Source organism: Kitasatospora nipponensis, assembly GCF_039528135.1.
Taxonomy (GTDB): domain Bacteria; phylum Actinomycetota; class Actinomycetes; order Streptomycetales; family Streptomycetaceae; genus Kitasatospora; species Kitasatospora nipponensis.
Window position 1 is genome coordinate 68,637 of record NZ_BAAALF010000015.1, and the last position, 12,747, is coordinate 81,383.

At 71.3% G+C, this 12,747-nt stretch carries 11 protein-coding genes; 4 read left to right on the top strand and 7 right to left on the bottom strand.

Annotated features, from left to right (window positions below; translation table 11 throughout):
• The 6 genes from ABD323_RS07375 to ABD323_RS07400 all read right to left on the bottom strand — a co-directional run.
• Positions 1-749: ROK family transcriptional regulator (locus tag ABD323_RS07375; RefSeq protein ID WP_344440412.1), on the bottom strand; the 749-nt coding region annotated here is incomplete at its 3' end.
• 113 nt (positions 750-862) lie between these two features.
• Entirely contained in the window at positions 863-1,903 is a 1,041-nt protein-coding gene (locus ABD323_RS07380) for an N-acetylglucosamine kinase (protein WP_344440421.1), read from the bottom strand.
• The gene (locus tag ABD323_RS07385) at positions 1,903-3,189 is read right to left on the bottom strand and encodes a 6-phospho-beta-glucosidase (RefSeq protein WP_344440413.1); all 1,287 of its coding nucleotides are present in this window, start codon (positions 3,187-3,189) and stop codon (positions 1,903-1,905) included. Before ABD323_RS07385 ends, ABD323_RS07380 begins: the two co-directional genes overlap by 1 nt.
• A complete protein-coding gene (locus ABD323_RS07390; protein ID WP_344440414.1) occupies positions 3,186-4,076 on the bottom strand; it encodes a carbohydrate ABC transporter permease in 891 nt (296 codons plus the stop codon). The genes ABD323_RS07385 and ABD323_RS07390 overlap by 4 nt, the downstream gene beginning before the upstream one ends.
• Positions 4,073-5,056 (bottom strand): carbohydrate ABC transporter permease, encoded by a 984-nt coding sequence (locus tag ABD323_RS07395; RefSeq protein ID WP_425555894.1) that lies wholly within the window; start codon positions 5,054-5,056, stop codon positions 4,073-4,075. The genes ABD323_RS07390 and ABD323_RS07395 overlap by 4 nt, the downstream gene beginning before the upstream one ends.
• Positions 5,053-6,384, bottom strand: a complete 1,332-nt coding sequence (locus ABD323_RS07400) for an extracellular solute-binding protein (protein ID WP_344440415.1) — start codon at positions 6,382-6,384, stop codon at positions 5,053-5,055. Before ABD323_RS07400 ends, ABD323_RS07395 begins: the two co-directional genes overlap by 4 nt.
• Positions 6,385-6,493: 109 nt before the next feature.
• Here ABD323_RS07400 and ABD323_RS07405 point away from each other — a divergent pair, with 109 nt between their 5' ends.
• A complete protein-coding gene (locus tag ABD323_RS07405; RefSeq protein ID WP_344440416.1) occupies positions 6,494-7,549 on the top strand; it encodes an SIS domain-containing protein in 1,056 nt (351 codons plus the stop codon).
• Positions 7,550-7,720: 171 nt separating this feature from the next.
• Here ABD323_RS07405 and ABD323_RS07410 read toward each other — a convergent pair whose 3' ends face one another.
• Entirely contained in the window at positions 7,721-8,551 is an 831-nt protein-coding gene (locus ABD323_RS07410; RefSeq protein ID WP_344440417.1) for a hypothetical protein, read from the bottom strand.
• Positions 8,552-9,300: 749 nt separating this feature from the next.
• On the opposite strand from ABD323_RS07410, the gene ABD323_RS07415 reads away from it, so the two are divergent.
• From ABD323_RS07415 to ABD323_RS07425, 3 genes are all read left to right on the top strand, one after another.
• Positions 9,301-9,753, top strand: coding sequence for a DUF485 domain-containing protein (locus tag ABD323_RS07415; protein WP_425555896.1), 453 nt, complete (start codon positions 9,301-9,303; stop codon positions 9,751-9,753).
• Positions 9,754-9,767: 14 nt separating this feature from the next.
• A complete protein-coding gene (locus ABD323_RS07420; protein WP_344440424.1) occupies positions 9,768-11,384 on the top strand; it encodes a solute symporter family protein in 1,617 nt (538 codons plus the stop codon).
• Positions 11,385-11,477: 93 nt separating this feature from the next.
• Positions 11,478-12,503 (top strand): AMP-binding protein, encoded by a 1,026-nt coding sequence (locus tag ABD323_RS07425; protein ID WP_344440418.1) that lies wholly within the window; start codon positions 11,478-11,480, stop codon positions 12,501-12,503.
• Positions 12,504-12,747 lie beyond the last annotated feature (244 nt).

Sequence of the window (12,747 nt, forward strand, 5' to 3'; positions counted from 1 at the left end):
GGGGGGGGGCGGTGCCCGGGGTAGTCCACCTCGCCGGCGGCTCCGTGGTGGCCGCGCCGCAGGCGCCCGTCCAGTACCAGGCCGGCGCCCACGCCGGAGCCGACCGCGAGGAAGGCGAAGTCCTCGATGCCCCTTCCGGCGCCGCGCCAGAGTTCGCCCAGGGCGGCCAGGTTGACGTCGTTGTCCAGGGCCAGCTCCCCCGGCAGGATGCCGCCGAGGCCCTGCTTGATCGAGTAGCCCTCCAGGGCCGGCTCGCTGCTGACGCGCAGCTGCTCCGACCCTGGCTCCACGACGCCCGCCACCGCCACGACGGTGGCCAGCACGCCGTCCGGGCAGTCGGGCGCGGCGGCGATCAGCCGGTCCCGGACCCGTTCGACGCAGTCCAGCAGGTCCTCCGGGCCCTCGGCGCCGCGCGGGTGGTCGAACCTGGCGAGCACGGTGCCCTCCAGGTCGGCGATCGCGCCCCGGACGTGGCGCATGCCGATGTCGATGCCGATCACCTGGCCGACATCGACGGCGGGCTCGAAGAACACCGCGCCGTAGTGGAGTTCGCCCTCCTGGCGAGGGGCTTCGCGGACCAGGCCCGCCTCGCGCAGGACCCCGATGGCATGATTGGCCGTCGGCTTGGACATGCCCAGCTTGCGGGCGACCTCCGCCCGGGAGAGCCGGCGCTCCTGCTGCAGGGCATCCAGGACACTGCGGGAGTTCATCTCGCGCAGCGTGGTCAGCGTGGCACTCTTAGCCGTCATGCCGTCATTCTAGTATGGACTCGTTACCAGAACTATCGACTGGCCGTCTTTGCTCAAAGGACTCTACGCCACCGACGCCGCTCCGGTCCGCTGCGCGCTCCTGGACGGTGCGGTCAGCGCCGGGCGTAGTGGTCGCGCAGTCGTTTCTCCGCCGCTGCCCGGGTGTCGTCCGAGCGGTGCAGCCGGTCCAGCCCCAGCAGCGCCGCGCCGACGATCGGCGGCGCGGTGACGACCTGCGGCTGCGCCAGCGGCGCGTGCAGCGTGAGGTACGAGTCGAGGGCCTGCATCAGCTGCGGATGGCCGGCGGCGAGCACGCCGCCGCCGAGCACCAGCGGGGTGGGCTCGGTGAGCAGGCCGAGCCGCCGCAGCGCGGCGCAGGCCATGGCGCCGATCTCCTCAGCCTGGCGGACCACCAGGTGGCGGGCCGTCGGATCGCCCGCGTCGGCCGCCGCGAAGAGCAGCGGGACGATCTGGTGCAGGTCCGCCTCGGTGACCGTGCCGAGCCGCACCGCCTCGGCGACCGCCCGGGCACTGGGGCGTTCGAAGTGCCGGGCGATCGCGGCGGCCAGGGTGGTGGCGGGACCGCGGCCGTCCTCGGCCCGGCTGGCCCACCACATGGCGGCCAACGCCAGGTCGCCGCCGCCGCCCCAGTCGCCGCTGATGGTGCCCAGCGCGGGGAACCGCACGGTCTGCTCGCCGCGCCGGCCGACGCAGTTGATCCCCGCTCCGCAGACCACCGCCACCCCCCGGTCGCCCGTGGTCCCCGCGCGCAGTACGGCGAAGGTGTCGTTCGCGACCGTCACCTCCTCGCTCCAGCGGCGCGAGCGCAGCGCGTCGCCGAGCCGCTGTTCCTCGATCGGCAGGTCGGCGTTGGCCAGGCAGCCGATCAGCCTGCTGGTGAGCGGGCCGAGGGTGGGGGCGATGTCGAGGTCCGCCGCCAGCACGGCGTGGGCGACCAGCGGGGCCAGGCCCGCGACGGCCGACTCCGCGCCGATGTCCTGCGGGGCGAAGCCCGGCCCCCGGGCCGTGCCCAGCACGTCGCCGTCCCTGGTCACCAGGGCGACGTCGGTCTTGCTGTTGCCGGCGTCGATGGCGAGCACGCCGCCGACCAGAGCGGGGCCGCGGCAGAGGCCGCCGCGCGACTCGAAGGCCATCAGGTCCACGGCAGGTACTCCCGGTTGTGCGCGAGCAGGCGGTCGGTCAGCTGGTCGGCCGGCTCCAGCTGCCCGACCAGGGGATGGGCGAGCAGGGCGGCGCTCACCCGGTCGCGGCCGCCCTTCAGCGCCGCTTCCAGGGCGAGCTGCTCGTAGCTGAAGGCGTGCGCGACCAGGCCGGCGAACAGCGGCTCGAGCGGGGCGACCGGTTCGGGGTGCGCACCGTCGGCGTCGATCCGGGCGGGCACCTCGACGACCGCGTCCTCGGGGAGGAACGGCAGGGTGCCGGCGTTGCGGACGTTGGCCACCTGCACGGTCCCGGCCGCCGTGCCGAGCAGCGCGGCGATCAGTTCGACCGCGGCCTCGGAGTAGTAGGCGCCGCCGCGCCGGGTCAGCAGCTCGGGCTTGGTGTCGAGCGTCGGGTCGGCGTACAGGGCGAGCAGCTCCTTCTCGATCGTGGCGACCTCGGCGCCGCGCGGCGGGCGGGACTTGAGCTCCTGCACCACCTTGTCGTGCTGGTAGTAGAAGCGCAGGTAGTAGGAGGGGATGGTGCCCAGCCGGCGGAAGAGGTCGGCGGGCAGTTCGGTCTCCTCCTCCAGGGCGGGGGCGAAGTCGCTGATCAGCCGGTCCAGTACCGGCTTGCCGTCCGAGGCGCCGGGAGCGTCCAGCAGGGTGACTCCGCGTTCCCAGGTGAGGTGGTTGAGGCCGACGTGGTCCAGGCGGATCCGGCGGTGGTCCACCTCCAGCAGGCCGGCGAAGAGCCGCTGGAAGCCGATCGCCACGTTGCACAGGCCCACCGCGCGGTGGCCCTGCGTCTGCAGGGCGCGGGTGACGATGCCGACGGGGTTGGTGAAGTTGATGATCCAGGCGTGCGGGTTGCGGTGGCGCACCCGCTCGGCGATGTCCAGGACGACCGGCACCGTGCGCAGGGCCTTGGCCAGGCCGCCGGCGCCGGTGGTCTCCTGGCCCACGCAGCCGCATTCCAGCGGCCAGGTCTCGTCCTGGCTGCGGGCGTCCTGGCCGCCGACGCGCAGCTGGATGAGCACGGCGTCGGCGTCCGTGACCGCGCCCTCCAGGTCGGTGGTGCTGGTGACGGTGGCGGGATGGCCCTGGCGGGCGAGGATGCGCCGGGCCAGGGATTCGATCAGCTCGAGGCGTTCGACGGCCGGGTCGACCAGGACCAGCTCGCCGACCTGGAGGGTGTCGCGCAGCCGGGCGATGCCGTCGACCAGCTCGGGCGTGTAGGTGGAGGCTCCTCCGACGATGACCAGCTTGCGGGTGCTCAACCCTTGACTCCTGTCATGGTGGCGCCTTCGATGAAGGCTTTCTGGGCGAAGAAGAAGATGATGATCACCGGGGCCATGACCAGCAGCGTGGCGGCCATGGTGAGGTTCCAGTTCGAGTGGTGGGCGCCCTGGAAGGAGGCCAGCCCGTAGGAGAGGGTCCAGGCGTCCGGGTTCTCGCTGGCGTAGACCTGGGGACCGAAGTAGTCGTTCCAGCAGTAGAAGAACTGGAACAGCGCGACGGCGGCGACGGCCGGCCGGGACATCGGCAGCACCACCCGGAAGAGGGTGGAGAGCTTGCCGCAGCCGTCCACCCTGGCGGCGTCCAGGTAGCTGTCGGGGACGGTGACCAGGAACTGGCGCAGCAGGAAGATCGAGAAGGCGTCACCGAACATCTGGGGGATGATCAGCGGCCACAGGGTGCCTGTCAGGTGCAGCTGCTGGTTCCAGACCAGGTACATCGGCACCACGACCACCTGCGGGGGCAGCATCATCATCGCGATGACCGCGACCAGGGCCGCGTTGCGACCGCGGAAGCGGAACTTGGCCAGCGCGTAGGCGATCGGCACGCTGGAGAGCACGGTGGCGACGGTGGCCAGCACCGAGTACTCCAGCGAGTTGCGCCACCAGGTCAGGAAGCCGTCCTTGTGGAAGACCGCGGAGTAGTTGGACCACTGCCAGTGCTGCGGCCACAGGTCGGTGGAGAGCGCCTGCCTGTCCGTCATCACCGAGGTGAGGAACAGGAAGACCAGCGGAGCGGTGAAGAAGACGGCGGCGGCGATGGCCAGCGAGTGGACCGCGATCCACTCGAAGGCCCTCCTGCGGCGCGGCGACCCGACCGCGATCCTGGTGGAGGCGGAGGGGCGGCGGTTGGACGGGGTGGCGGTCATCGCCCCTCCTCGGTGAGGAAGCCGGAGCCGCGACGGAGCAGCAGCAGGGTGAAGGCCATGGCGAGCGCGAAGAGCAGCAGGGCGACCACGCAGGCCGCGCCGGTGTTGTAGTGCTGGAAGCCCAGGCTGTAGACGAGTTGGGGCAGGGTCAGGGTGGAGCCGCTGGGGTATCCGGGCTCGAAGAGCACGCCCGGGGAGGCCCCGATCCCGCTGGCCAGTGAACCGGCCAGGATCGCCTGGGTGTAGTACTGCATGCTGCTGATCACGCCGGTGATGGCGGCGAACAGGACCACCGGGCTGATGGTGGGGAGGGTGATGTGGCGGAACTTCGCCCAGGCGCCGGCACCGTCCAGCTGCGCGGCCTCGTAGAGCTCGGTGGGCACGTCCAGCAGGGCGGCCATGAAGATGACCATCAGGTCGCCGATGCCCCACAGGGCCAGCAGGGTGAGTGCGGGTTTGGACCAGCTCGGGTCGTTGAACCAGTTCGGGGCCGGGATCCCGAGCCTGTGCAGGAGTTGGTTGACCGGCCCGGTGCCGGGGTTGAGCAGGTAGACGAAGGCCGTGGTGGCGGCGACCGGCGGGGCCAGGTAGGGCAGGTAGAACAGGGAGCGCAGGGTACCCAGACCGGTCTTCACCCGGGTGATCAGCATGCCGATCGCCAGCCCGAAGAGCACCCGGGCGGTGACCATGACCACCACCAGCCACAGCGTGTTGGCCAGCGCGGTGCCGAACTGCGGGTACTGGAAGAGCACGTAGTCCCAGTTCCGCAGCCCCACGAAGGTCGGCGGGTTGACCTGGTCGTAGTGCGTGAAGGAGAAGTAGACCGTGGCGATCAGCGGATAGGCGAAGAAGGCGCAGAAGCCGACCAGGAACGGGGCGAGGAAGCCCAGGGTGTGCAGGCGCTCCCGGCGGATGGTGCGGCGGGCGGCCGCGGGCGGGCGGACCCGGCCGGCGGGGTCTGCGGTGGAGCCGTCGGTCACTGCTTGGCCTGCGCGTTGTCGGTGTCGATCTGCTGGTCGACCTTGGCCAGGCCGCCCTTGAGGTCGTCGGTCTTGCCGGACTCCCAGTCGAAGCAGAAGTTCTGGAAGGTGGTCTGGTACTGGCCGCCGTTGGGGCTGGCCGGGGTGGTGGTGCTCCTGGGGTTGGCGAAGATGTCCAGGAAGGTCTTGAAGTTGGGGTCCTGGGCGAGGTCGGAGGCCTTGAGCGCGGCGAAGGTGGTCGGCACGTTCTTGATCGCGTCCGCGAAGGAGGTCACCGCGTCGGTGTCGGTGGTGAGCCACTTGACCAGCTCCCAGGCGGCCGCCTGGTGCTTGCTCGCGTGCGAGATCCCGATGGTGGTGCCGCTGGTGTAGCCGATGCCGTAGTCGGCGGCCTGGTTGTCCGGCACCGGGAAGGGCGCCACGCCCCAGTGCATCGCGACGTTGTCGGTGGTCAGGTTGTCGATCCGCCACTCGCCGTCGAGCTCCATCGCCACCTTGCCGGTCTCGAAGGCGTTCTGGGCGCTGAACTCGTCGCCGGAGGCGGTCCGGAACGCCTCCAGTTTGTCGTAACCGCCCAGCGCCTTGAGGGTGTCGCGGTCCCAGTTCAGGAAGTCGCTCACCCCGGGCTCGGCGGCCAGGTCGGACTTGCCGTCCCTGTTCTGGTAGTTCGGGCGCCACTGGGCGAGCTGGTCGCGCGGGTTCGACTCGTAGAAGTGGAAGTTCGGCACGTAGCCGGCGGTCCTGATCGAGCCGTCCGGGTTCAGCTCCTGGAGCTTGACGGCGTCCTGGGTCAGCTCGGACATGGTCTTCGGCGGGGCGGCGATGCCGGCCTTCGCGAAGAGGTCCTTGTTGTAGTAGAGCCCGAAGGCGTCGCCGAGCAGGGGGAGCGCGCACTGGGTTTCCCCGAACCGGGTGTAGGAGAGCACCTGCGCCGGGAACGTCGTCATCGGGTTGATGCCCGCCACGGTGAGTTGGGGATTCAGGTTGATCCAGGTGCCGGACTGGCAGAACTGTCCGACGTTGTCCGTCGTGGTGGAGACCTCCACATCCGGTCCGTCCGAGCCGCGCACTCCCTGGGCCAGCTTGTCGTCGGCGACGTTCGGCACCGCCTTGACGGTGATGTTCGGGTGCGCCGCGTGGAAGGTGGCCAGCAGGGCGTTGAAGGCGTTGACCTCGCGGTCCTGGGTCCAGCCGTGCCACACGGTGAGCGTCACCGGTCCGTCGGCGCTGTCCCTGCCGGTGGAGGAGGAGGCGGTACAGCCGGCGGCGAGGACGAGGGCGCCGAGAGCGGCGGCGGCAGACAGGACGCGATGTCTGAGCGGCGTCATGGGGGGCTCCAGTTCAACGGGAGGGGGTTGGCGCAACTCTAGTAATGACTAGTTACTATGTCTAGGTTCTTGTAAGGAACCGTTACCTGATGAAGAGGGGTTGGGACGGATGAGCCAGTCACGGATACCGGAACTCGGCGGGATCATGGCGGCGGAGATGGCCGAGCAGCCGGCCGTCCTGCAGCGCATCCTCGACGAGGGCGCGCCCAGGATCCGCGAGATCGCGGCCGAGATCGCCGCCCGCAACCCGCGTTTCGTCCTGCTCACCGCGCGCGGCACGTCCGACAACGCGGCGCTCTACGCGAAGTACCTGATCGAGGTCCTGCTCGGCAAGCCGGCCGGCCTCACCTCGATGTCCACCACCACCGCCTACGGCGCCAAGCCGGACCTGAGCGACGTGCTGGTCATCACGGTCAGCCAGTCCGGCGGCTCGCCCGACCTGGTCGCCTCCACCAAGGCCGCCCGCGAGGCCGGCGCCATCACGCTGGCGGTGACCAACAACGCCGGCTCGCCGCTGGCCGAGGTCTCCGAGTTCCACATCGACGTGCTGGCGGGCCCCGAGAAGGCGCTGCCGGCCACCAAGACCTACACCGCCGAGCTGCTCGCGCTCTACCTCCTCGTCGAGGGCCTGCGCGGCGGCGACGGCGCGGCCGCCAAGGTGCTGCCGGAGCTGGCGGCCGGCGTGCTGGCCCGCCAGGCCGAGGTGAAGGCGCTGGCCGAGCGGTACCGCTTCGCCCAGCGGCTGGTCATCACCTCGCGCGGCTACGGCTACCCGACCGCCCGCGAGGCGGCGCTCAAGCTGATGGAGACCACCTACATCCCGGCCTCCCCGTTCTCCGGCGCCGACCTGCTGCACGGCCCGCTGGCGATGGTGGACAACGTCTCGCCGGTCATCGCGATCGTGCCGGACGGCAAGGGCGGCGAGGCCCTGCAGCCGGTCCTGGACCGCCTGCGCGGCCGTGGCGCGGACCTCGTGGTGGTCGGCCAGCAGGACCAGGTCGACGCCGCCTCCGGTGGTTTCGCGCTGCCGGCGGGGGTGCCGGAGGAGGTCCAGCCGATCCTGGAGATCCTGCCGCTGCAGCAGCTGGCCTACGAGGTCACCATCGCCCGCGGCCAGGACCCGGACGCCCCGCGCGCCCTGGCCAAGGTCACCCGGACCCACTGAGTACACGAAACAGGGCGGTGGGCGCCGAGTTGCCGGTGGCGCCCACCGCCCTGTTTCGCAGTGCCGGGTCAGCTGATGACGGACTACGGCCGGCCGTGGACACTCCACTGGAGCGGGGCGTTCAGGTCGAGGTTGCAGTCGGTGGCACAGAAGCCGGGAGCCCGGGGCCGGTCACCTGTCGACCGGGTTGTGCGGTCCCCGGTCGGTCCACCCGGCCGTCCGGTCTCCGCAGTCCCCGACGGCCAGTGCCTGAGCGGCCCCGCGGTCCAGCAGGCAGCCACCGTCGTGCGCGCGGATCTGGAAGCAGCCCGGAAAGCTCCTGCTGTCGGTGTCCGCCCACAACGGCGTCGGGCCGGTGAACTGCCAACGCTGCGCCGCCACGTCCTCGTTGGTCCCGGTGCGGTCGTGCTGAAGGTCAACCGGACCGGCCTGCTCGGCGGTCACCAGCCTCGGCTCGGGCGCGCCGCTGGAGAGCAGGGACTGCAACACGAGCTCGCCACCCGGCGTGGGCCAGACGATCCACTGCTCGCTGTCGGCGCCGCCGGCCGCCGTCGTGCCGACCGTCGTGCCGTCCGGAACGTCGGACGGCGGGGCGTTGAGGGCCGTCATCCGGCGGCCCGAGTCGCAGGAGGTCAACGTTCTGAGTCCCATGAAGGGGGACATCGTCGGCCAGGTCGGCCCGATCGCTGCTGCGGGGGCGCCGGCCGGGTCGCCGAGACCGCCCGGGGGCAGGTCGTTCGACGGGATCTCCGACAGGAGGGGCGGCGCGCTGTGCGGTGGCGAGGCGGTCGTCGCCGCTGCGAGGGTGCTCTGGCCGAGACCGGCGGCGAGCAGCGCGCAGGGAACGAGGGCGAGCGCGAGGGTGGCCATGGCGGCCGTCAGCGCCGGCTGGTGCGAGACGCCCGGCCGCGGCGTGTGGGCGGGCGTCTCGCACCAGCCTTCCCTGCTGAACCGGTCGGTGGAATGCCGGAGTTCGAGCGTGTGTCGGCGCCGGGCGTTCATCCGGTGCGGGCCTGGCGACACCCGCTGGGCGGCGACCGACCGAGTACCGGGATCGGTCGGTCGGGTCGCCTCCCGAACCTGTTCCACTGCCGTCGTCCTACTCGGCGCCATCGGGCTGTCTCCTTGCCGCGCCGGTCCGCCCTTGGCGGGCCGGCCGGTTTCCGTGCCGGTCGCGCATACCGACCGACTGTCAGGACCGTTCTGTCCGGACCTGAGCCGCGCCTCAACCTAGGCAGCCGACGTGGGTCGGCGGATGACGGTGGAGACCGAAGGGTTTCGCCGCTCGTCGGGCTTCGGCCTCGACAGCCGGACGGGTCGACCAGGGCTTGCGCCATCGCTTGGACGGGCGAGGACCGCTGCCCCCCGACCGATACTCCGCCGGGCGTGGTCGTTGCTGCGGTGCGGTGCTCCCGGCGCGTGCCGTGGTGGGGCCGGGCAGCCCTGGCGCGGGTACCGAAGGGTCGCGGGTGGCGGACCGAAAGGTCTGGGTGTGCGGGCCCCGCCGCTTGATCCGCGGTCCCCGACGCTGCTGGGATGAGTACCGGACGGCCCGGCTCCCTGAGCGTCGTGCCCGGCCCGGCGCCGCCGTCGGGCCGGTCCTCGCGGACCACATCGCCACCAGCCCCCGGCCTGATCCGATGCACCGTCAACCGGCCCTGCGTGCATCGCGGCACTGGGCCCAAGGCCGCCGCACAGCTGTCCGGGCCGCCGGTCACAGCCGGACCCTCGCACCATGTCACGGAGAGACGATGATCAACACGAGGCCGCCCCACGAACGTTCACCGGGCGGCGTACCCTGCGGTTGCCAGGAGTCCGTCGCCCCTGAGGTCCACGGCCTGACGTGGTATCAGAACACGCAGGACGGCCCGGCGTTCGAGCTCCTGCGTGGCAGCTACCGCCGGTTCGCATTTCGGATGACGGCGGTCTTCCTCGCCGTCTACTTCTCGTACGTCCTGCTGTCGGGCTACGCGCACGGCTTCATGGCCATGACGGTCGTCGGCAACGTCAACGTCGCCTTTGTCCTCGGACTGCTCCAGTTCGCCATGACTTTCCTGATCGCCTGGCTGTACACCCGGCACGCCGGTAGCCGGCTCGACCCGGTGGCCGAGCAGGTGCGGGCCGAGTTCGCCGACACCCAGGACCACCAGGCGGGCGCCCGGCAGGACGCCCGCGACTCGGAAGGCTGCACGTGCGCACAGTGACCCTCGGTCGGCAGATGAACCTGGCGGCAGGAGCGGGCGGCGGCGCACACCGCCCCCTGATCATCGGCATCTTTCTCGCATTCGTCCTGGTGACCCTCGGCATCACGTTCTGGGCCGGCCGGCGGACCAGCGGCACCTCCGACTTCTTCGCCGGCGGCCGCTCCTTCACGGGTTTCCAGAACGGCCTCGCGATCTCCGGCGACTACATGTCGGCCGCGTCCTTCCTCGGTGTCACCGGGACGATCGCGCTCTTCGGCTACGACGGCTTCCTGTACTCGATCGGCTTCCTGGTGGCCTGGCTGGTCTCCCTGCTGTTGGTGGCCGAACCGCTGCGCAACTCGGGGCGGTTCACCATGGCCGACGTGCTGGCCTTCCGGATGCGCCAGCGTCCGGTCCGCACCGCGGCCGGCATCTCGACCATCGTGGTCTCCATCGTCTACCTGCTCTCGCAGATGGTCGGCGCCGGCTCGCTGGTGGCGCTGCTGCTGGGTGTGGAGGGCGGCACCGCCAAGAAGGTGATCATCTTGGGCGTGGGCGCACTGATGGTCGTCTATGTCACCGTCGGTGGGATGAAGGGCACCACCTGGGTGCAGATGGTCAAGGCCGGGTTGCTGATGGCCGGCACCACCCTGCTGGCGGTGCTGCTGCTGCATCGTTTCGGCTGGAACCTCTCCTCCCTGTTCGGCGCGGCCGGTCACGCCAGCGGCAAGGGCTCGGCGTTCCTGGAACCCGGGCTGAAGTACGGCGCGACCTCCGTCAGCAAACTGGACTTCCTCAGTCTCGGGGTCGCCCTGGTCCTGGGGACGGCGGGCCTGCCGCACATCCTGGTGCGCTTCTACACCGTGCCGACCGCCAAGGTGGCCCGCCACTCGGTGAACTGGGCCATCGTCATCATCGCCGCGTTCTACCTGATGACCGTCGTGCTGGGCTTCGGCGCCACCGCGCTGGTAGGGCCGAAGCTGATCAAGGCGTCGAACCCGGCCGGCACCACCGCCGTGCCGATGCTCGCCGAGCGGCTCGGTGGCGGCACGGGAAGTACCGCGGGCGCCGTACTGCTCTCGGTGATCTCGGCCGTCGCCTTCGCCACCATCCTGGCCGTGGTCGCCGGGCTCACCCTCGCCTCGTCCTCCTCGTTCGCCCATGATCTGTACGCCCAGGTGATCCGCAAGGGTCGGGCCACCGAGAAGCAGGAGATGCGGGCGGCACGGCTGGCCGCGCTCGGGATCGGCGCGGTGTCCATCGTGCTGAGCATGTTCGCGGACAAGCTCAACACCGCGGCCCTGGTCGCGCTGGCCTTCGCGGTCGCCGCCTCGGCCAATCTGCCGACCATCCTGTTCAGCCTGTTCTGGAGGCGCTTCAACACCCGCGGCGCGCTCTGCAGCATCTACGGCGGGCTGGTGTCCGCTGTGGTCCTGGTGGTCTTCTCGCCGGTCCTGTCGGGCAAGCCGACCTCGCTGCTGCCCCACGCGGACTTTTCCTGGTTCCCCCTCGAGAACCCCGGTGTGGTGTCCATCCCGATCGGCTTCCTGCTCGGCTGGGCGGGCACCCTGCTCGCCGGCGACGAGCCTGAGCAGCACGCCAAGTACGCCGAGCTGGAAGTTCGTTCGCTCACCGGCGCGGGCGCTCACTGACCCGATCCGGCTCTGCGGTGCCGTTGCCCGCCGGCAGCGGCACCGCTTCTGCCGGCCATCACCGAACAGCTGACCTTCCGAGGAGAGTGCCGCATGCACCAGGAACGACCGAACGCGGCGTACCAGGATGCCGACCAGCAGATCGAGGCCCGACCGGGGAACCGGGTCGCCCTCCACTTCGAGGGCGAGGCGGGCGACAGCCGTGACGTCAGCCACGCCCAACTCGCCTGTGAGGTCGGGCGCGCCGTCCGCGCCCTGCGCGAACTGGGCGTGCGTGTCGGCGACCTGGTCGCCCTTCATCTGCCGATGATCCCCGAGACCGTGGTCGCCCTGCTGGCCTGCGACCGGATCGGTGCGGTCCCGATGGCCCTGGCCGACTGCCCCGACCTGAGCCACGATCCCGGAGACGGGCCGACCCGGCGCCGCAGACCCCTCGTCGCACTGGTCGTCACAGCCGACGGTGGCTACGACCGGGGTCGGCCGGTGGCGTGGAAGGCGGCCGTCGACCGGGCTCTCGCCGACCGGCGGTCGGCCCCGCCCGTCCTGGTGGTCCGCCGCACCGGCCAGAGCGTCGCCTGGGCGCGGGGCCGCGACCACTGGTGGCACGAACTCACCGAACGCCGGCCCGCCGAGCACCTCTCCCCGGAGTCCGTCGACCGGTCCGCAGGTGGCGCAGGGGCCACCCCCTTGGGTCTGCGGCCCGTCGGCGACGTGTACTGGTGCACCGCGGACAGCGACTGGATCATCGCGAACTCCGCCGTCGTCCACGGCCCGTTCGCGGCCGGGGCCACCCAGGTGATCTGCGAGGACCCACCGGGCGCCACCGACCGCGGGCGGCTCTGGGAGATCGTCCAGAGGCACGGCGTCACCGTGCTGCACACGGCGCCGGACGCGTTCGCCGACCTTCTGCGGTGGGGGGACGACGCCGCCGACGGGTTCGATCTGAGCCGGCTGCGCATCCTTGGCAGCATCGGCGAGAGCGTCCGGCCCGAGCTGTGGTACTGGCACCGCGAGCACCTCAGCGGCGGCCGGACCTCCCCGTGGGAGCTGCGGACCTGCGCGGCCCCCTGGAGCCCGCAGGCGCAGCGCCGGCCCACCAGGCTCTACGCGATCCGGTGACACGAGCCCGGGGGCGGTCCAGCAGGGCGACCCCCGTACGGGCGACCGGCCCGAACCGTACCGAAGGGTTTGGGGCCGTGCACCGAGAGTTCTGCGTGATCCGAGCCCCGGCGGCCTCTGCACGGCCGATGATCGAAGCGACGGCGAGGGAGGTCGCCTCCCCGCACGGAAGAATCAAGGAGCACACAGTGAGCAACGAGAGCCTGGCCAACCTGCTCAAGGAGGAGCGGCGGTTCGCTCCGCC